This is a genomic window from Pseudonocardia hydrocarbonoxydans (assembly GCF_006539565.1).
In the GTDB taxonomy this organism is placed as follows: Bacteria; Actinomycetota; Actinomycetes; order Mycobacteriales; family Pseudonocardiaceae; genus Pseudonocardia; species Pseudonocardia hydrocarbonoxydans.
In genome coordinates, this window is record NZ_BJNG01000003.1 from 13,988 (window position 1) to 32,763 (window position 18,776).

Consider the following 18,776-nt stretch of genomic DNA (forward strand, 5'->3'; position numbering starts at 1 on the left):
GCGGCGGGACGAGCGGACGGCCGCTCAGGCCAGGGTGAACCCGTAGGGCAGCTCCAGGCGGTGGCGGCGGAGCAGGTCGGGGTCGGCGAGCAGCTCCCGGGTGGGCCCGTCGGCCACGACCTCCCCGTCGTCGAGCACCACGCTGCGCGGGCACAGCTGCAGGGCGTAGGGCAGGTCGTGGGTGACCATCAGCATCGTCACGTCCAGGTCCAGCAGTACCTCGGCCAGCTCGCGGCGGGCCGTCGGGTCCAGGTTGGACGACGGCTCGTCGAGGACCAGGATCTCCGGCTCGCAGGCCAGCACCGTGGCCAGCGCGACGCGGCGGCGCTGGCCGCCGGACAGGTGCAGCGGCGAGCGGTCGGCGTGCTCGGCCATCCCGACGCGCTCCAGTGCGGTGCGGACGCGGGCGGCCAGCGCGTCGCCGGTGACCCCGAAGTTGGCCGGCCCGAAGGCGACGTCCTCGGCGACGGTGGGCATGAACAGCTGGTCGTCGGGATCCTGGAACACCAGGCCGACCCGGCGGCGGATCTCGCGCAGGTTGCGCTTCTCCACCGGGAGCCCGCCGACGGCGACGGAGCCCGCCCCGGCGGTGAGGATGCCGTTGAGGTGCAGCACGAGCGTGGTCTTGCCCGCGCCGTTGGGCCCCAGCAGGGCGACGCGCTCCCCGCGCCCGATCCGCAGGTCGACCCCGTGCAGGGCCTGGTGCCCGTCGGGGTAGGCGAAGGCCAGGCCGGACACGGCGAGCGAGGTCGTCACGGTGGGGACGGTCACGCCGTCACCAGCCCGGTGACCGCCAGCGCGGCCGCGAGGGCGACGGGGGACAGGCCGACCAGCCAGTCGCGGCGCCGCGTGACGGCGTCGGACAGGCGTGGCATCTCCCCGGCCCAGCCGCGCGAGAGCATCGCGAGGTGGACCCGCTCGCCGCGCTCGTAGGACCGGACGAACAGGGCGCCGACACCCCGCGCGGTGGCCCCGACCTGCCAGAGGAAGCGGGGGTCGTGACCGCGGGCGATGCGGGCCAGGCGCATGCGGCGGGCCTCCCCGGCGATGACGTCGACGTAGCGGAGCATGAGCGTGGCGATCGTGACGACCAGCGACGGCGCCCGCAACCTCTGCAGCCCCAGCAGCAGGTCGCGCAGCGGCGTGGTCGCGGCCAGGGTGAGCGAGGTCAGCACGCCCAGGGTGCCCTTGACCAGGATGTTCCAGGCGGCGAGCAGCCCGGGCTCGGACAGGCTCACCCCCAGCCACTCGACGCTCGGCGCGCCCCCGGTGAACGGCAGCAGTACCGCGAGGACGACGAACGGGGCCTCGATCAGCGACCGTCGCGCGATCCAGCCCAGCGGTATCCGGGCGCACACCCACACCCCCGCCAGCACCAGCAGGTACCCGCCGAAGACCGCGAACGCCTCCCGCGGGGTGATCACCACGCACACCACGCCGAGGAACGCCGCGACGATCTTCACCTCGGCCGGCAGCCGGTGCACCGCCGAGGTGCCCGCCAGGTAGAGCGGGTGGGAGTGACCGGCGCCCATCTACTGCGGGTCGCGCCGGCGCAGCACCCAGAACAGGCCGCCCGCCACCGCGAGGGTGACCAGCACGCCGACCACCCCGGCGATGCCGACGGTGCCCTCGCCGCCACCGACCGCGTAGTCGGCGAACGGGCTGTCGGCCAGTGCGTGGTCCTCGGCGCTGTTGGCGATGCACGAGCCCGAGAGCGGCTCGCCCTCGTCGTCGAGCTGGCACCCGGTGAGGGTGACCGTGTCGAGCCCGTCGGGGTCGCCGCTGGCGAAGTAGGACAACCCGCCGGCCACCAGCAGGGCGACGACGAGGAAGCCGAGGAAGAACGTGGTGGCGCGCCGGTCGCGGGTGGGGCTGGTCATGACGGGGCTCCTTCGGTGCGGCGGCCGCGGACCTCGACCGGCGGCCGGGACCCGCGCAGCAGGTACACGAGATCGGGACGGGTGGCGGCGACCGCACCGATCGTCGCCGCGGTGATGACGCCCTCACCGACACCGATCAGGGTGTGCAGGCCGACCATCAGGGCGAAGACGGTGCCCAGCCCCACCTCGCCCGCCCCGCCGACGGCGTACTGGAGCACGAAGCCCAGCGACGCGACGACGACGTTGAGCAACGCGGCGACGAACGCGGTGACCAGCAGGCCCGCCCGGCTGCGGCGGGCGAACCGGCGCAGGACCAGGGCCACCCCGTAGGCGGTGAACACCCCGAGGAAGGCCATGTTGACGATGCTGGTGCCCAGCGCGGTCAGGCCGCCGTCGGCGAACAGCAGGGCCTGCACGACCAGCACGATCGCGATGCAGATCGAGCCGACCCACGGTCCGACGAGGATCGCCACGATGGCGCCGCCGAGCAGGTGCCCGGACGCGCCGGGCAGGATCGGGAAGTTGATCATCTGGACGGCGAAGACGAACGCGGTGACGAGCCCCGCCATCGGGGCCGTCCGGTCGTCGAGATCGCTGCGGGCCCGGCTCGCCGCGATCGCGAGCCCGATCGCGGCGATCACCCCGAACACCAGTGCCGTCTGCGGGCTGACCAGCCCGTCGCTCATGTGCATGGCGAGAGCCACGTGGCGCCTCCTCGCGAACCGGGCACCCGGCCGGGTGACCGGTCCAGGCTAGGCGCGTACTACCCGCAGTCGCAAAAGCAGTGCGACTAACGGTCAGGTTCCGTACTCGACCCGGAACGACCCGATGAGGGTCACCACGTTGCCGTCCGGGTCGGAGATCGGCGCCAGGGTCACGCCCCGGTTCACCTCCTGGATGTCCCCGGGCTCCAGCCCGGCCGCCCGCAGGCCGTCGAGATGGGCCGGGAGGTCGTCGACGGCCAGGTTCAGCAGACCGCTCCCCGCCCGTCCGGGATCGACCCAGACCTGCACCCAGCCGCCCTCGGTCAGGTGCCACTCGGCCAGCGGCGGCATGGGGGTGTTGTCCGGCCCCCGGCCGAAGAGCCGTTCGTACCAGGCGCGGGACCGGTCGATGTCGGAGACGGGCAGGACGGACAGGACGTGCGCGATGCTCATGGGTGGACAGACCGCCCGGGCACGCGAAACTGATCGGTCCGGTCAGCCGCTGTGGGCGATCGCGACGTACTTGGTCTCCAGGAACTCCTCGATGCCGACGGAGCCGCCCTCCCGGCCCAGCCCGGATTGCTTGATCCCGCCGAACGGGGCGGCCGGGTTGGACACGAGCCCGGTGTTGAGCCCGATCATGCCCGCCTCCAGCCGCTCGCTCACGCGGAGCGCGCGCGTCACGTTCTCCGTGAACAGGTAGCTGACCAGCCCGAACTCGGTGTCGTTGGCCGCGGCGACGGCCTCGTCCTCGTCGTCGAACACGGTGATCGCGGCGACCGGGCCGAAGATCTCCTCGCGCGCGAGGCGGGCCGTCAGGGGCACGTCGGTGAGGACCGTGGGCGGGTAGAAGTGGCCGGGGCCGTCGGCGGGGTCGGCCCCGATCCGCACCGCGGCGCCCTTGTCGAGGGCGTCGCGCACCAGCGTGGTGACCTTCTCGCGGCCCTTGGCGTTCACCAGCGGGCCGACCTGCACGCCGTCCTCGGTGCCGCGGCCGACGACCAGCGCACCCATCCGCTGCGCGAGCCGCGAGGCGAAGTCCTCGGCGACGGAGCGGTGCACGAGGAACCGGTTGGCCGCGGTGCAGGCCTCGCCCATATTGCGCATCTTGGCCGCCATCGCCCCCTCGACGGCCTTGTCCAGGTCGGCGTCGTCGAACACGATCAGCGGGGCGTTGCCGCCGAGCTCCATCGACGTCCGCAGCACCTTGTCCGCCGCCTGCTCCAGCAGCTTCTTGCCCACGGGCGTGGACCCGGTGAACGACAGCTTGCGCGCACGCCCGTCGCGGATCAGCGGCTCCATCACCGCACCGGCCTGCGAGGTCGTGACGACGTTGAGCACGCCGTCGGGCAGGCCGGCCTCGACGAGGATCGCGGCGAGGGCGTGCATCGACAGCGGCGTCAGCTCCGAGGGCTTGATCACCATCGCGCAGCCGGCCGCGATCGCCGGGCCGATCTTGCGGGTGCCCATGGCCATCGGGAAGTTCCACGGGGTGATCAGCAGGCAGACCCCGACCGGCTGCTTCATGACCAGGAACCGGCTGGTGCCCGCCGGTGCGACGGCGTACCCGCCGTCGATCCGGACGGCCTCCTCGGCGAACCAGCGGAAGAACTCCGCGGCGTAGGTGATCTCGCCCTTCGACTCGGCCAGCGGCTTGCCCATCTCCAGGGTCATCAGCAGCGCCAGGTCGTCGATGCGCTCCATGAGCAGCTCGTAGGCGCGGCGCAGGATCTCCCCGCGCTCGCGCGGCGCCATCGCGGCGAAACCGGCCTGCGCGGCGCACGCCGCCGACAGCGCCTCCATCCCGTCCTCGGGCCCCGCGTCGGCGACCTCGACCAGCGTCTTCCCGGTGGCCGGGTCGTCGACGGCGAGGGTGGCGCCGGACGCGGCGGGGCGCCAGGACCCGCCGATGAACAGGCCGGTGGGGACGGCGTCGAGCACCCGGGCTTCGTCGGTCGGAGTCGTCATGGTCGCGATGCTGCCACCCGGGCCCCGGCGACGCAGCCCCCGTGCCCGGGCCCGTACACCGGCGGTGGGGCCCGCACACGGGGCCGGACCCGCGCGCGGCGTGTGCGAGCGCGGCGGATGGCGCAGGATGGCGCGTGTGACGTCCACTCTGCGCCGGCTGCCGGCACTCGTCCCGCCCCCCACCGAGCTGCCGCCCCGCGCCGCCGCGCTGCGGGCCGAGGTCCGGGCGTTCCTGGCGGAGGAGCGGGCCGCGGGGGCCTGGACGCCGCGCGCCGACGTCTGGCTGTCGGGCTGGGACGAGCGGTTCACCCGGGAGCTGGGGCGGCGCGGCTGGCTGGGCATGACGATCCCGGTCGAGTACGGCGGGCACGGCCTCGGCGCGCTGGACCGCTACGTCGTCACCGAGGAGCTGCTCGCCGCGGGCGCGCCGGTGGCCGCGCACTGGGTGGCCGACCGGCAGATCGGGCCCACCCTCATGCGGTTCGGCACCGAGGAGCAGCGGCAGCGCTACCTGCCGCGGATCGCGGCGGGGGAGTGCTACTTCGGCATCGGCATGAGCGAGCCCGACGCCGGCTCCGACCTGGCCGCCGTCCGCACGAGGGCGGTGCAGGTCGACGGCGGCTGGGAGCTGACCGGCACGAAGGTCTGGACCTCCGGGGCGCACCACGCGCACGCGTTCTTCGCCCTCGCCCGGTCGGCGCCGAAGGACGAGGGCAACCGGCACGCGGGGCTGTCGCAGTTCATCGTCGACCTCGACTCGCCCGGCGTGCAGATCCGCCCGATCCCGCTGCTCACCGGCGCGCACCACTTCAACGAGGTCGTGTTCGAGCGGGTGTTCGTCCCCGACGCGCAGGTGCTGGGCGAGCTGGGAGCCGGGTGGGCGCAGGTCACCGGCGAGCTGGCGTTCGAGCGCAGCGGGCCGGAGCGGTTCCTCTCGACGTTCCCGCTGCTCGTCGCGATGCTCGGCGAGCTGGCGGCGACGCCGGGCGTCGAACGCGAGGTGGGGCGGATCGTGGCACGGCTGTGGACGCTGCGGCGGATGTCGCTGGCCGTGGCCGGGTCCCTGGAGTCCGGGGAGGCGCCCGAGCTGGCCGCCGCCGTCGTCAAGGACCTGGGCACGCGGTTCGAGAACGAGATCGTCGACGCGGCCCGCACGCTGGTGGACCTGCCGCCCGACCCGGGCGCCGAGCCCGGGTTCGCGCGGTTGCTCGCCGACGCCGTGCTGCACGCCCCCGGCTTCACGCTGCGGGGCGGGACCAACGAGGTGCTGCGCGGCATCGTCGCGCGCGGGATGGGGTTGCGCTGATGTCCGAGGTCCGGGAGCTCGCGGAGTCGGTGTTCGAGAAGTCCGCCACCGCGGGCACAGAGCTGGACACCGCCCTGTGGGCGGCGTTGGAGGAGACCGGGCTCGCCCGGCTGACCCTGCCCGAGGGCGCGGGGGGCAGCGGGGCGGCGTACGCCGACGCGGCGGAGGTGCTGCAGGCCGCGGGGGAGCACGCCGCGCGCGTCCCGCTCGTGGAGACCGACCTGCTGGCCGGCTGGCTGCTGCACGCCCACGGCCTCGCCGTCCCCGGCGGCCCGTTGACGGCCGTGGCCGCGGACCTCGGGTCGGACGGGACGCTGGCCAGGGTCCCGTGGGCGCGGGGCGCGGCCGGGATCGTCGTGCTGACCCCGGCGGAGGTGCTGCTCCTGCCCGCCGACGGCCTGGAGGTCGACGGCGGCACCAACCTCGCCGAGGAGCCCCGCGACACCGTCCGCGTCACCGCGGACCCCTCGGCCCGGGCCGACGCCGTTCCCGGCACCGGGGCGGAGTTCCGGCTGCGTGCGGCGCTCGGGCGCGCCCAGCTCCTGGCCGGGGCGGCCCGCGGCGCGCTGGAGCGGACGGTGCGCTACGCGGGGGAGCGGGTCCAGTTCGGCCGCCCCATCGGGCGGTTCCAGGCGGTGCAGCAGCAGCTCGCGCTGGCCGCCTCGGAGGTGGCCGCGTCCGGTGCGGCGGCCGCGGCGGCGGCGGCCACCGTCGACCGCGACGGGTTCGGCGCGCCGTCGGCCGCGTTCGCGGTGGCCGCGGCGAAGGCGCGGGCGGGCGAGGCGGCGGGCGAGGTGGCCCGGATCGCCCACCAGGTGCACGGGGCGATCGGGTTCACCCGCGAGCACGACCTGCGGCTGCTCACGACCCGGCTGTGGGCGTGGCGCGACGAGGACGGCTCCGACGCGCACTGGCAGGCCGAGCTGGGCGCCACGGTCCTCGCGGCCGGGCCGGAGGCGTTGTGGCCGATGGTCACCGGCTCCCCCTGAGCGGTGGGAAATGCGTACGCATCCGGGTACGCTCCGGCCATGCTGCTGCCCCAGGTGCTGTCGTTCCGCGAGTTCCGCGCCGGGTTGGCGGCCACGCTGAAGCGCGTGCAGGAGCCCGACGCGGAGCCGGTCTTCGTGGGGGCGCACCGCAGGCCCGAGGCCGTCGTCATGTCGGTGGCGCACTACCGGTGCCTGCGCGAGGCGGCGGAGCGCCGTGAGGCCGTCGACGAGGCGCTGGCGTCGGTCCGGTTGGAGGGGCTGGAGCCGAGTCCGGAGGGGCTCCGGATGTTCGGCGCGGTGGCCGCCGGCACGATGACCACCGACGAGATGCGGGAACAGATCCTCGCGCGCTACCGCCGGTGAGCTGGGACCCCTACCTGGACCTGGCCTCCGGCGTCCTGCACAACCGGCTGGGGATCACCGATCGTGCCGAGCTGGCCCGCGCGGAGGCGGAGCTGACCGGTTCGCGGCTCGTCGACCTCGAGTGCACCGAGCTGCCCGGCCACTACGACCTCGCCCATCTGCAGGCCGTCCACCGCCACCTCTTCGGCGACGTCTACGACTGGGCCGGCGAGCTGCGCACCGTCGCGATCGGCAAGGGCGTGCCGTTCTGCCCACCCGACGAGCTGCGCGCCCGCGCCGACCTGCTGTTCGCCCAGCTCGCCCGCGACGGCCACCTCCGCGGCCTCGACCGCGACACCTTCGTCGACGCCCTGGCCCGGCTGCTCGCCGGGATCAACGCCCTGCACCCGTTCCGGGAGGGCAACGGCCGCACGCAGCGCGCCTTCCTCGGGCAGCTCGCCCGGGCCGCGGGTCACCGCCTGCGGTGGGCCGGGATGGACCCGGTGGAGAACATCGAGGCGTCCCGGGCCGCCCATCTCGACGGCGACCGCGGCCGCCTGCGCGTCCTCCTCCACCGCGTCGTCGCCGTGGCATGACCCTCGATCATGCCGTCAGGCGGAGCCGACCTTGCGGAAGTCCCAGCTGGTGATCTTCTCCGGGACCAGCTTGAGCCACCCGTGGCGGCCGTCGTGGTACATGGTGCCGCCGGTGTAGCGGTCGGCGAAGGCCTGCTCGGGACCCTCCAGCTCGGGTACCGGTTCGCCGGTGCGCGGCACCTCGCCGACCACCTCGACCCGGCCGCGCAGCTCGACACCGCGCAGCTCCGCGTAGTCCTCCCCGGCGTCGACGACGGCGGCGATCCGCGGGTCGGCGGCCAGGTCGGCCCACCGCTGGCTGCGCGACAGCGACGTCAGCCACATCGCCCCGCCGTGCCAGACGAACCACAGCGGGGTGGCGTGCGGGCCGTGGGTGCCGTTGGTGGCCACCCGCACCGTGCGCTGCTCGGCGAGGAAGGCGTCGACCTCCTCCGCCGTCATCGCGATCTTCCGGGACCGGCGCTGTTCCTTCATGCCCGGAGTATGCCGCCCGTCAGGGCCACAGCCGCTCCGACGCCAGGCGCGCCCCGGCCGACAGCGCCCGGAACTTCTCCCACACCACGCTCGGGTGCACCTCGGGGGAGAAGCTCGCGCGGGAGGAGAAGCCGCAGTCGGCCCCGGCGATGACGTTCTCCCGCCCGACGATGCCGGCGTACTGCTCGATCTGGTCGGCGATCAGCTCCGGGTGCTCGACGTAGTTGGTCGCGTGCCCGAGCAGGCCCGGGATCAGCACGACGCCGTCGTCGAGCGGGATGTCGCGCCAGATCTTCCACTCGTGCTGGTGGCGCGGGTTGGCCACCTCGAACGAGTAGGCGCCCGCCGGGATCCGCAGCATCAGCGGGGCGACCTCGCGCAGGTCGATGTCGTGCACCCGGGGGCCGTGGTTGAGGCCGTAGCAGGTGTGCAGGCGGATCCGGTCCCGCGGGATGCCGCGCAGGGCGTGGGACAGGATCTCCACGTGCTGCTCGGCGTCGCGGCGTCGCTGTTCCGGCGTGGTCTCCGGGTTCTCCGAGAGGTACTCGATCAGCCAGGGGTCGTCGACCTGCAGCAGGAACCCGGCGTCGACGATGGCCAGGTACTCCTCGCGCAGCGCCTCGGCCACCGCCTCCAGGTACTCCCCGTGGGTGGGGTAGTGCTCGTTGCGGCCGAACCCGCTCGGGCTCGTCGAGGGCAGGAACGCCTCGGTGACGTCGTGCCCCTCCAGCGCCGCGCGCAGGTTCGCGATGTCGGTCGCCACCTGCTCCTGGCCGACGTAGGTGACCGGCCCGGTGCACACCATCGTCGTCATCGGTGAGACCTGCTCGGTGTACTTGCCCAGGTAGCCGGCGTAGTACTCGGGGAACGCGTCGATCTCCACCTGCCACGACGGCGGCATCAGCTTCTCCCCGGAGTCGGCGGCGAAGCCGGAGAGCCGGTCCTTGACGTAGGTCAGGAAGCTGACCTTGCCCATCTCCCCGTCGGTGACGACGTCGATGCCGGCCTCGACCTGCCGGTCGACGACCTCGGCGACGGCCGCGGCGACCCGCCCGGTGTAGCCGTCGGCGTCGTAGGGGCGGCCGTGTTCCTTCTCCCGCATGACCTCCAGCAGGTCACGGGGCCGGGCGAGGCTGCCGACGTGCGTGGTGAGGATCCGGTCGCTGCTGCGTCGCATGGTCCACGGACGCTAGGAGCCCGGCCGCGTGCCGGACAGGGGCCCGTTCCGCTGCGGCGAACGCTGCTCCGGACGGGTGCCGTCCGGGACGCGGCAGTAACCCGGGCCGCCGGTGATCGTTCCACCGGACGTGATGCGTCTGAGCCCCGTCCGGGTCGCCAAGTCCCTCGTCCCGGCCACGGTCCTGGCGCTCGGGGTCCTGCTGGCGACGCCCGCGGGGGCCGCGCCCGCGGAGAGCCCGTTCGCGACGCAGCCGCTGTTCGACTCCTACGTGGCGCTCGGCGACTCCTACGCCGCGGGCCCGCTGATCCCGCTGCAGACCGGCGTGCCGGCCGGCTGCCTGCGCTCCAACCGCAACTACCCGTCGCTGGTGGCGCAGACCGGCCGGGTCCCAGACTTCCGCGACGTGAGCTGCAGCGGCGGCACCACCGAGGACCTGTTCGCCCCCCAGACCACGCAGCTGGGCACCAACCCCCCGCAGCTCGACGCGCTGGGCCCGGACACCGCGGGCGTCACGCTGAGCATCGGCGGCAACGACATCGGCTTCGCCACGATCATCAACGAGTGCGCCACCCGCTCGCCGCGCGCCCCGCTCGGCGCGGCCTGCCGCGACTTCTACACCGCCGGGGACGGCAGCGACGAGCTCGCCGCCCGGATCGACGACACCGCCCCGAAGATCGCCGCCGCCCTGGCCGAGATCGCCGCCCGGTCCCCGGAGGCCGAGGTGTACCTCGTCGGCTACCCGGCGATCCTGCCCGACGAGGGCCCGGGCTGCTTCCCCGTCGTCCCGTTCAGCCCGGGCGACGTCGCCTACCTGCGCGACACGGAGAAGGCGCTCAACGCGATGCTCGCCGAGCAGGCGGACGAGGCCGGGGTGACCTACGTCGACACCTACGACCGGTTCATCGGTCACGACGTCTGCACGCTGCCGGGCACGAAGTGGATCGAGGGGCTGGTCCCGACCTCCCCCGCGGCGCCGGTGCACCCCAACGCGCTCGGCATGCTGTCGATGGCCCAGGACGTGCTCGCCGCGGCCGATCAGGGCTGACGGGCCGCGCACCACCGGGACCATGCCGTCGCCAGGTCGAAGCCGGGCGGCGGGGTGAACCGGTGGCGGGTCAGGCGGATGCCGCGGACGTCGTCCACGCACAGGGCGTCGGGCACCCCGTCGGCGCCGGCGACGACCAGGTGCCACGAACCGGCCTTGAGCACCAGACCCAGCGGGTCGACGGTGCGGACCGGCCGTTGCGGGAGGGCGATCTCCACCCGCCGGTGACCGCGGACGGCGGCGGCCAGGCGGCGCAGCTCGCCGTGCGGGACGCGGTGCCCCTCCCAGGGGTCGGGGTCGTGCAGGAACCACGTCGAGAGCTGCCCGACCTGCGCCGCGGGTGCCGGCGGGAGCGCCGTCAGCAGCTTGTGCCGGGCGGAGCGGGCGGCCGCCCCGAGCCCGAGGCGGTGAGCCAGCCGCGGCTGCCCGATCAGGAACAGCGACATCGCCTCCTCGTCGGTCAGCCCGGTCAGCTGCACGCGGAAGCCGTCGAGCAGCGTGATGCCGCCGCCCGCCCCGCGGGTGGTGTACACCGGGATCCCCGCCTCGCTCAGCGCCTCGACGTCGCGCAGGACCGTGCGCTGCGACACCTCCAGCACGGCGGCGAGCTCCCCGGCGGTCATGTGGCCGCGGTGCTGCAGCACCGTGAGCATCTCCAGGACCCGGGCCGCCCGCACGGGCACGACGATAGGGCGAACCTGACAGAAGATGTCATGTCCGCTCTGCCAGGGTCCGCGCATGACACCTGACGACGTCGACGGCACCGGCACCCCGGCCGACCCGTGGAAGCTGACCACCCCGCCCGGCACCAGCGCGTTCGAGGCCTACCGCGATCCCGACGCGGACCCGCCCGCGCTCGTCGTGCAGGTCGGCCGCACCCAGCTCCGCTACCACCTGGCCTGCATCGAGGACCTGCACGCCATGCTCGCCGCGCACGGCGACTGGATGCCCCTGGGCAACGCCGACGAGCAGAAGCCCGCCGTCGAGGGCACCGTGGAGTCCTGGGGCCGGGCGCCGGACAACCCGGTCGGCGGCTGGTACGGGATCAAGAAGGGGCTGCGCGGCCGGTTCGGCAGCTACCTCCCCCCGGTGCTCGAGGCGCTCGGGTTGGCCGAGGTCGAGCACGGGGCCCGCAACAACCGGATGCGGGCGCTCTGATCGCGCTCAGCGCTCGTCGTAGCTGCCCACGACCCGCGCGGTGAGCGGGAAGCGGACGGGGGTGTCGCCGAAGAGCCGCCGCCGGGCGGTGTCGGCGGCCGCGGCGACCGCCTCGACGACGGCCGGGGCCAGCTCCCGCGGGCAGTGCAGCACGACCTCGTCGTGCTGGAAGAACACCAGTTCGGCCGGCCCGTGAAGGAGCAGCAGCCGCAGCTCGGCGAGCAGCACCAGCGCCCACTCGGCGGCCGTGGCCTGCACGACGAAGTTGCGGGTGAACCGGCCACGGGCCCGGGCCCGGGCGGGTTCCTCGTCGCCGGGGCGGGCCGGTGGGCAGGTACGCCCCAGGTGCGAGCGGACGAGCCGGCCCGCCTCTCCGTCGCGGGCGGCGTCGTCGACGTAGGCCATCGCCCGGGGGTATCGCCGCCGCAGCGCCACCAGCAGCTCGCCCGCCGCCCCCGCACCCGCGCCGTACATCGCGGAGAGCAGGGCCAGCTTCGCCGTGGCGCGGTCGTCGCCGAAGTCGCGGGCGGCCAGTGCGGCGTAGAGGTCGTCGGTGCCGGGGGCGAGCGCGTGCTCCCCGGAGAGCGCGGCCAGCACGCGGGGTTCGAGCTGCGCGGCGTCGGCGACGACGAGGCGCCACCCGGGGTCGGCCCGCACCGCACCGCGCACCGCCTTCGGGATCTGCAGCGCACCGCCGCCGCGGGTGGCCCAGCGGCCCGACACCACCCCGCCGACGACGTACTCCGGGTGGAACCGCCCGTCGACGACCCAGGTCCGCAGCCACGCCCAGCCGTGCGCGGCGTGCAGCCGGGCCAGCTCCTTGTAGGCCAGCAGCGGGGGGACGGCGGGGTGTGCCACCCGGCGCAGCTCCCACGCCCGGGTCGTGGTCAGCTCGTGGCCGGCGCGGGCGAACGCGCGGAGCAGGTCGGCGGGGGAGTCGGGGTTGACCGGCCGCCCGAACGCGGTGTCGATCTCGGCGGCCAGCGCGGCCAGGCGCGGCGGGCGGCCACCGAGCACCGGCCGCGGGCCCAGCAGGTCGGTGAGCAGGGCGTCGTGGTGGGCCGCGCTCCACGGCAGCCCGTGGGCCGTCATCTCCTCGGCGACCAGGGCGCCCGCCGACTCGGCGGCCGCCAGCAACCGCAGCCCGGGACCGGCCGGCGCGCGGAGCTGCGCGGCGTGCACCGCGACGAGGTCGGCCAGCTCGTCGCGGGCGGGACCGGTGTCGAACAGGCCGGGCGGCCCGTCGTCGACCGGCGCCGGGTCGGGGCCGGGCACCCGCCCGGCGAGCCGGGCCGCCGCGGCGGCGAGGCCGTGCGGCTCACCGGAGCGCCCGGCCGCGCCGACCAGCAGCCCCTCCACCAGCTCGACGTCGTGCGCCCGCCCCACGCGCACCCCCGCGCCGAGCAGCCTGCGGTAGGTGCGGGCGCGGGCGAACACCCAGCGCGGGGCGTGGTCGCGCTCGAGCGCGGCCGCCGCGGCCAGGTCCGGGAGCGCCTCGACGCCGGCCAGCGGCGCGCCGTCGTCGGCGAGCCGCCGGATCCGGACCGGCCCGTCGCGGGGGCCGGGGTCGAGGGCGATCCTCATCCCGGGATCCTCACCGCCGGGCGAGCAGCCCCCGCTGCGGGATCCCGCGGATCTCCTCGGGACCGGCGCCGACCTCGTCGAGGATGTCGTTGGCCGCGAGCACCCCGGTGACCGACGCCCGCTCCATCAGCCCCGTGAGGAACGGCGAGTCGACGTGGTCGCCCGCGATCCGGATGCCCCGCGCGTCGCCGGTGACGCAGGGCCGGGTGCCCGCGCCGCCGGGCGGCCAGGTGGGGGCGGTGGCCTCCATGCGCTGCTGCAGGTGCACGACCTGCGCCGCGACCGTCTCCGGCCACAGCGCGCCGAGCTCCGCCCGCATCCGTGCGGTGGCGGTGTCGGCGTCGGGGGCGTCGCAGGCGTAGGAGTGCAGCTCGACGACCGACCCGCCGGTGCGCGCCGCCCACTCCGCCGACGGCCGCTCCAGGCGGGAGTAGATCGTGACGGAGTCGAGCGTGGCCTCGCGGCTCACGGCGTTGAAGGTGGCGCGCTCGGGCCGGACGTCGCGGTCGAGCCACAGCCGGGTGACCGCGAACGGCGGTGCCACCGCGATCGCCGCGGCCCTGCGGGCCAGCTTGGGCGCGGCGACCGACATGTCGGGCGACCCCGCGACGATGGCGCGCAGCGCGCCCGGGTCGGTGGCCAGCACGAGGTGGCGGGTGCGTAGCGACGGGGCGGCGTCGACCTCGACCTGCCACAGGTGGCGGTCGACCGGCGCGATCGCGCTGACGCGGCTGTTCACGAGCACCTGCGCGCCGCGGGCCTGCAGGTACTCCGCGAACGGGGCCCAGATGCAGGTGAGGTGGTCGGTGTCGGGGGAGTCGAAGGCGATGCCCTCGGGGTTGCCGAGGAAGTAGTAGTGGAACATCGCGATCAGCTCGGCGGCCGAGAGCGCGCCCGGGTCGGCGAAGAACGACCGGGCGAACGCCTCGAACAGCATCGCCTGCGCGCGGTCGGACATGCCCAGCGAGGTGAGGAACTCCGCGGCCGGCATCCGGTCGAAGCGGGCGGTGGTGCGGTCGCGGTCGTAGGCGAGCAGCTGGGCGGCCAGGCCCTGGTTCGACCCCAGCAGGTCGCGCAGGCCGAGGCTGGGCGAGCGGGCGAACAGCGCCAGCAGGTTCAGCGGCGGCGAGCCGGGCAGCGACGTGAGGTCCTCGTCGGGCCACTCGCGGGAGATCACGGGGTAGCCGCCGACGGGCTGGAGGAACGACAGCTGCGGGTCGATCCGGCGCAGCACCGCGCGCCAGGTGTAGTAGTGCCGGAAGAAGGCGTGGAACCCGTGCTCGACGACCTGCTCCGTGCCGTCGGGCAGGGTGTGCGGCCAGGCCCCGAGCCGCCCGCCCAGCGTGGGCGCGGCCTCGACCAGCGTGACGGCCACACCGCGCTCGGCGAGCACCACCGCGGCGCTGATGCCGGCGATCCCCCCGCCCACCACGACGGCCTCGGTGCCCTCCGGTGCCTGGTGGGGGCGGCGCGGGTCGGCGGGCACGAGCACCCGGGGACGCATGCGCAGGGGAGCGGCGCGGGAGAGCAGTTCGTTCACACCACCGACCCTATGCGCGACCCCCGACACCCGCCCGGAATGCCGCGGCGGCCCCCGGGGTTGCGGTGATCATGACGGTCGAACTCGGCAGGTACGGGATCTGGCGGCACGCGGGCGGGCTCACCCCCGACCTGGCACGCGACATCGAGGCGCTGGGCTACGGCGCGGTGTGGATCGGCGGGTCCCCGCCGGCCGACCTCGAGCTGGCGGAGTCGCTGCTCGACGCCACCGAGCGCGTCGCCGTCGGGACCAGCATCGTCAACATCTGGTCCTCGCCCGCCGCCGAGGTGGCCGCGTCCTACCACCGCATCGAGGCGAAGCACCCCGGCCGCTTCCTGCTCGGCGTCGGGGTCGGCCACCCCGAGGCCACCAGCGACTACACCCGGCCCTACGCCTCCCTCGTCGCCTACCTCGACGCGCTCGACGCCGACGGGGTGCCCGTCGAGGGCCGGGCGATCGCCGCTCTGGGACCGCGGATGCTGCGGCTCGCCGCCGACCGGACGGCCGGGGCCCTGCCGTACCTGACCACGCCCCGGCACACCCGCGAGTCCCGCGACCTCCTCGGGGAGGGCGTGCTGCTCGCGCCCGAGCACAAGGTGGTGATCGACACCGACCCGGCGCGGGCCCGCGCGGTCGGTCGCCCGTTCGTCCACAAGCCCTACCTGGGCCTGCGCAACTACACCTCCAACCTGCTGCGTCTGGGCTGGACCGAGGCCGATCTCGCCGACGGCGGCAGCGACGCCCTCATCGACGCCCTGGTCGCCCACGGCGATGCCGCCACGGTCGCCGCGCGGCTGGCCGAACACCTCGACGCGGGGGCCGACCACGTGTGCGCCCAGGTCCTCACCGAGGGCTACGCCGACCCGCTGCCCCCGATGCGCGCGCTCGCGGAGGCCCTGGGCCTGGGGTGAGATCGGGGCCTGGGGTGACACCGGGCCTGGGGTGACCTAACGGGCGGGGTGCACCTGCGGGGCGGTCACGCCGCAGTGCGTGCACTCCTCGATCAGCACGCGCTCGCCCGGTCCGGCCGTCTCCGGCTCGCGCCGGATCAGCGCGTACGCCACCGCCGACGCCACGACGAGCAGGCCGGCGCCGATCATGACGGCCGTGCGGAAGCCCGCGGAGAACGCGGCGGGGTCGGTGTAGTCGGCCCCGCTGATCCCGGCCAGCCCCGGGACCACAGCGACGGCCAGCAGGCCCGCCGCGCGGGCCACCGCGTTGTTCACCCCCGACGCCGAGCCCGCGTAGCGGTCGGGCGCGGCGTCCAGGACGGTGGCGGTCAGCGGGGCGACGGTGAGCGCGAGCCCCGCGCCGAACACCAGCACCGCGGGCAGGACGTGCAGCACCCAGTCGGCGTCGGCGCCGATGCGCAGCATCAGCAGCAGCCCGACGGCGCTCACCAGCGGTCCGACGGTGAGCGGGATCCGCGGCCCGATCCGCCCGGCCAGCGCACCGGCCCGGGACGAGAACACCAGCATGACCGCGGTGACCGGCAGCAGCGCGCTGCCCGCGACCAGCGGGGAGAACCCGGAGACCGTCTGGAGCTGCAGCACCAGCAGCATGAACACGGCCCCGAGCGCGCCGTAGATCAGCAGCGTGACGGCGTTGGCCGCGCTGAAGATCCGGTTCGCGAACAGCGCGGGCGGCACCAGTGGATGGCGGGAGCGCCGTTCCACGACCACGAACGCGGCCAGGGCGAGCAGCCCCGCCACGAGCCCGGCGAGCAGCGCCGGTGTCGGGCCGGTCTCCCCGAGGCCGGTCAGCGCGTAGGTCAGCGCCCCCAGCCCGACCACGGCCAGCACCGTGCCGGGGACGTCGAGGCCGGGCGCGGAGTCCGGATCGCGCGTCTCCGGGACGTGCCGCAACGCCACCACCACGATCAGCGCGGCCAGCGGCAGGTTGATCAGGAACACCGCGCGCCAGGTCCACTCGACGAGCCAGCCGCCCAGGAACGGCCCGACCGCCCCCGCGATCCCGCCCAGCCCCGACCACGCCCCGATCGCCGCGGCCCGGTCCGGGCCGTGGAACGACGCCGAGATCAGCGCCAGGCTGCCCGGCGTCAGCAGTGCCCCGCCGACGCCCTGCAGCGCCCGCGCGGCGATCAGCGTCTCCACGTTCGGCGCCAGCCCGCACAGCAGCGACGCCAGCGCGAACCAGACGACCCCGACCAGGAACACCCGCCGTCGCCCGTAGCGGTCGCCCAGGGACCCGCCGAGCAGGATCAGCGAGGCCAGGGTGAGGGTGTAGGCGTTGACGGTCCACTGCAGCGCGGTGAACCCGGCGTCGAACTCGGTGCCGATCGACTGCAGGGCCACGTTGACGACCGTGCCGTCGATCATCACCAGCCCGGAGCCCAGGACCGTGGTGATCAGCACCCAGCGGCCCGCCGTGGTGCCCATCCGCAGCTCGCCGGTCTCCGTCACACCACCGAGCGTACGACCGCGGCGGCCGAGGGGTCGTGGACGCCGACCCGTACCCTCCGGTCCGTGATCAACGTGTCGACCACGGACGCCGTGGGACTGCTCGAACTCGACCGGCCCGACCGCCGCAACGCCCTCGACGTCGCGCAGTGCCGGCGGATCGTCGAGGCCGTCACCGGTCTGGTCGACGGCGGGGTGCGGGCGATCGTCGTCACCGGTTCGGGCAGCAGCTTCTGCTCGGGTGCCGACTTCGGCGAGGTCTACACCGACGGCTTCCGCGACGCCCTGCACGCGGCGCTGCGGTCCGTCGCCGGGGCCCCCGTGCCGGTGGTCGCGGCCGTCAACGGGCCGGCGATCGGGGCCGGCACCCAGCTGGCGATCGCCTGCGACCTGCGGGTCGCCGCCCCCGGCGCGGTGTTCGGCGTGCCGACGGCCCGGATCGGGCTGGCCGTCGACCCGTGGACGGTGCGGCGACTCGCGCAGCTCAGCGGCGGTGGCACCGCCCGCGCGATCCTGGTCGGCTGCGACCGGATCGGCGTCGATCTCGCGCACGCGCGCGGGCTCGTCGACCGGTTGGGCGAGCGGGCCGACGCGCTGGCCTGGGCCACGGAGCTCGCGACGCTGGCCCCGCTCACCCTGCGCTACAACGCCCTGGCGCTGGACCGCGACGATCTCGCCGACGACGACCCGGCCCTGCTCGCGGCGTTCGAGGACTGCTGGAACAGCGACGACCGGCACGAGGGCCAGCAGGCGCGGCTGGCCGGGAGGAGCCCGATCTTCCACGGAAGGTGAGGGCTGCGACACTTGCCGTCACCACGGCGTCGTCAGGTCGTTGACCCGTGTAGTAGTCCGGAAGGGACCCGACTGGTGGCGACACACCCGCACGGCACGCGCCGCATCGCGCAGGGCGCCGTGTTCGCGGCGCTCGTGAGCACGGTGCTGGTCGGCGTCGGTCTCGGTGTCGGCACCGCCGACGAGGGGCCCGCGGCCGTACCGGCCGCCGCGTCCGCCGCCCCGGTGCCGCGGGCCGCGCCGAGCGCCCCGGCCACCCGCTCCGCCCCGCCGACGTCGCAGGCGGCCGCTCCGACCAGCTCCGCGGCGCCCGCGCCGACGACCGCACCGACGACGGCACCCACGACCTCGCCCGCGACCTCGCGCGCGGTGCCCCCGGCGGCCGTGCCGGCCCGGGTGGCGGCCGCCCCGGCGCTCGTGGCGGGCACCCCGTGCACGGTCACCGCCAAGGCCTGCGTCGATCTCGACGCCCGCACCGCGTGGCTGGTCGAGGACGGTGCGGTCCGCCGGGGGCCGGTGTCGGTGATGATCGGTGACGAGATCGACCCCACCCCCCGCGGCACGTTCCGGGTGGAGTGGAAGGCCGAGCAGTGGACCAGCCGCGAGTACCTCACGCAGATGCCGTACGCGGTGTTCTTCGCCGAGGGCGGCATCGCCTTCCACGAGGGTCCGCAGGACACCAACTCGGCGGGCTGCGTGAAGCTGACGAACGCCGACGCGCAGGCCTGGTTCGCCTACCTGCAGGTGGGCGACGAGGTGCAGATCCGTTAGGCGCGCACTTCTACCGGGGGTAGAATG

At 75.1% G+C, this 18,776-nt stretch carries 21 protein-coding genes; 9 read left to right on the forward strand and 12 right to left on the reverse strand.

Annotated features, from left to right (window positions below; genetic code table 11):
* Positions 1–24 precede the first annotated feature (24 nt).
* From PHY01_RS01355 to PHY01_RS01380, 6 genes are all read right to left on the reverse strand, one after another.
* Positions 25–771 (reverse strand): energy-coupling factor ABC transporter ATP-binding protein, encoded by a 747-nt coding sequence (locus PHY01_RS01355; RefSeq protein WP_246085616.1) that lies wholly within the window; start codon positions 769–771, stop codon positions 25–27.
* Entirely contained in the window at positions 768–1,532 is a 765-nt protein-coding gene (cbiQ, locus tag PHY01_RS01360; RefSeq protein WP_141276343.1) for a cobalt ECF transporter T component CbiQ, read from the reverse strand. Before cbiQ ends, PHY01_RS01355 begins: the two co-directional genes overlap by 4 nt.
* Positions 1,533–1,880 carry a PDGLE domain-containing protein gene (locus PHY01_RS01365; RefSeq protein WP_141276344.1) on the reverse strand — a complete coding sequence of 116 codons (348 nt, stop codon included), beginning with the start codon at positions 1,878–1,880 and terminating at the stop codon, positions 1,533–1,535. It abuts the gene before it with no gap.
* On the reverse strand, positions 1,877–2,572 hold the full coding sequence (locus PHY01_RS01370) for an energy-coupling factor ABC transporter permease (protein ID WP_141276570.1): 696 nt from the start codon (positions 2,570–2,572) through the stop codon (positions 1,877–1,879). Before PHY01_RS01370 ends, PHY01_RS01365 begins: the two co-directional genes overlap by 4 nt.
* A gap of 105 nt (positions 2,573–2,677) precedes the next feature.
* On the reverse strand, positions 2,678–3,037 hold the full coding sequence (locus PHY01_RS01375) for a VOC family protein (protein WP_141276345.1): 360 nt from the start codon (positions 3,035–3,037) through the stop codon (positions 2,678–2,680).
* Between the two features lie 42 nt (positions 3,038–3,079).
* The gene (locus PHY01_RS01380; protein WP_141276346.1) at positions 3,080–4,552 is read right to left on the reverse strand and encodes an NAD-dependent succinate-semialdehyde dehydrogenase; all 1,473 of its coding nucleotides are present in this window, start codon (positions 4,550–4,552) and stop codon (positions 3,080–3,082) included.
* Between the two features lie 127 nt (positions 4,553–4,679).
* On the opposite strand from PHY01_RS01380, the gene PHY01_RS01385 reads away from it, so the two are divergent.
* Genes PHY01_RS01385 through PHY01_RS01400 form a run of 4 tightly spaced genes read left to right on the forward strand, consistent with a single transcriptional unit; the run spans position 4,680 to position 7,785 of the window.
* Positions 4,680–5,858 (forward strand): acyl-CoA dehydrogenase family protein, encoded by a 1,179-nt coding sequence (locus PHY01_RS01385; RefSeq protein ID WP_141276347.1) that lies wholly within the window; start codon positions 4,680–4,682, stop codon positions 5,856–5,858.
* A complete protein-coding gene (locus PHY01_RS01390) occupies positions 5,858–6,847 on the forward strand; it encodes an acyl-CoA dehydrogenase family protein (RefSeq protein WP_141276348.1) in 990 nt (329 codons plus the stop codon). Before PHY01_RS01385 ends, PHY01_RS01390 begins: the two co-directional genes overlap by 1 nt.
* A gap of 39 nt (positions 6,848–6,886) precedes the next feature.
* Entirely contained in the window at positions 6,887–7,210 is a 324-nt protein-coding gene (locus PHY01_RS26935; protein ID WP_141276349.1) for an antitoxin VbhA family protein, read from the forward strand.
* Positions 7,207–7,785, forward strand: coding sequence for a Fic/DOC family protein (locus tag PHY01_RS01400; RefSeq protein ID WP_141276350.1), 579 nt, complete (start codon positions 7,207–7,209; stop codon positions 7,783–7,785). The genes PHY01_RS26935 and PHY01_RS01400 overlap by 4 nt, the downstream gene beginning before the upstream one ends.
* Positions 7,786–7,800: 15 nt before the next feature.
* Here PHY01_RS01400 and PHY01_RS01405 read toward each other — a convergent pair whose 3' ends face one another.
* Both PHY01_RS01405 and PHY01_RS01410 read right to left on the reverse strand, forming a co-directional pair.
* Complete coding sequence (locus PHY01_RS01405) at positions 7,801–8,259, reverse strand: pyridoxamine 5'-phosphate oxidase family protein (protein ID WP_141276351.1); 459 nt, start codon at positions 8,257–8,259, stop codon at positions 7,801–7,803.
* Positions 8,260–8,278: 19 nt separating this feature from the next.
* A complete protein-coding gene (locus tag PHY01_RS01410; protein ID WP_141276352.1) occupies positions 8,279–9,436 on the reverse strand; it encodes a cobalamin-independent methionine synthase II family protein in 1,158 nt (385 codons plus the stop codon).
* 133 nt (positions 9,437–9,569) lie between these two features.
* Between PHY01_RS01410 and PHY01_RS01415 the strand changes: the two genes are divergently transcribed.
* Positions 9,570–10,484, forward strand: coding sequence for an SGNH/GDSL hydrolase family protein (locus PHY01_RS01415; RefSeq protein WP_141276572.1), 915 nt, complete (start codon positions 9,570–9,572; stop codon positions 10,482–10,484).
* On the opposite strand, the gene PHY01_RS01420 is transcribed toward PHY01_RS01415, so the two are convergent.
* Positions 10,475–11,161 (reverse strand): helix-turn-helix transcriptional regulator, encoded by a 687-nt coding sequence (locus PHY01_RS01420; protein ID WP_170183594.1) that lies wholly within the window; start codon positions 11,159–11,161, stop codon positions 10,475–10,477. The two genes, PHY01_RS01415 and PHY01_RS01420, sit on opposite strands and share 10 nt — an antisense overlap.
* 61 nt (positions 11,162–11,222) lie before the next feature.
* Here PHY01_RS01420 and PHY01_RS01425 point away from each other — a divergent pair, with 61 nt between their 5' ends.
* Positions 11,223–11,642, forward strand: a complete 420-nt coding sequence (locus PHY01_RS01425; protein WP_141276354.1) for a DUF6855 family protein — start codon at positions 11,223–11,225, stop codon at positions 11,640–11,642.
* 6 nt (positions 11,643–11,648) lie between these two features.
* Here the strand turns inward: PHY01_RS01425 and PHY01_RS01430 are convergent, their stop codons facing one another.
* On the reverse strand, positions 11,649–13,226 hold the full coding sequence (locus PHY01_RS01430) for a bifunctional 3'-5' exonuclease/DNA polymerase (RefSeq protein ID WP_141276355.1): 1,578 nt from the start codon (positions 13,224–13,226) through the stop codon (positions 11,649–11,651).
* A 10-nt stretch (positions 13,227–13,236) separates the two neighbouring features.
* Positions 13,237–14,766, reverse strand: coding sequence for an FAD-dependent oxidoreductase (locus tag PHY01_RS01435; protein WP_141276356.1), 1,530 nt, complete (start codon positions 14,764–14,766; stop codon positions 13,237–13,239).
* A gap of 71 nt (positions 14,767–14,837) precedes the next feature.
* Here PHY01_RS01435 and PHY01_RS01440 point away from each other — a divergent pair, with 71 nt between their 5' ends.
* Complete coding sequence (locus PHY01_RS01440; protein WP_141276357.1) at positions 14,838–15,677, forward strand: LLM class F420-dependent oxidoreductase; 840 nt, start codon at positions 14,838–14,840, stop codon at positions 15,675–15,677.
* Between the two features lie 36 nt (positions 15,678–15,713).
* On the opposite strand, the gene PHY01_RS01445 is transcribed toward PHY01_RS01440, so the two are convergent.
* On the reverse strand, positions 15,714–17,189 hold the full coding sequence (locus tag PHY01_RS01445) for an MFS transporter (protein ID WP_246085617.1): 1,476 nt from the start codon (positions 17,187–17,189) through the stop codon (positions 15,714–15,716).
* Between the two features lie 63 nt (positions 17,190–17,252).
* Between PHY01_RS01445 and PHY01_RS01450 the strand changes: the two genes are divergently transcribed.
* The gene (locus tag PHY01_RS01450) at positions 17,253–17,978 is read left to right on the forward strand and encodes an enoyl-CoA hydratase (RefSeq protein WP_141276358.1); all 726 of its coding nucleotides are present in this window, start codon (positions 17,253–17,255) and stop codon (positions 17,976–17,978) included.
* Positions 17,979–18,053: 75 nt separating this feature from the next.
* Positions 18,054–18,749 (forward strand): L,D-transpeptidase, encoded by a 696-nt coding sequence (locus PHY01_RS27310; protein WP_246085618.1) that lies wholly within the window; start codon positions 18,054–18,056, stop codon positions 18,747–18,749.
* The last annotated feature ends 27 nt before the right edge of the window (positions 18,750–18,776 follow it).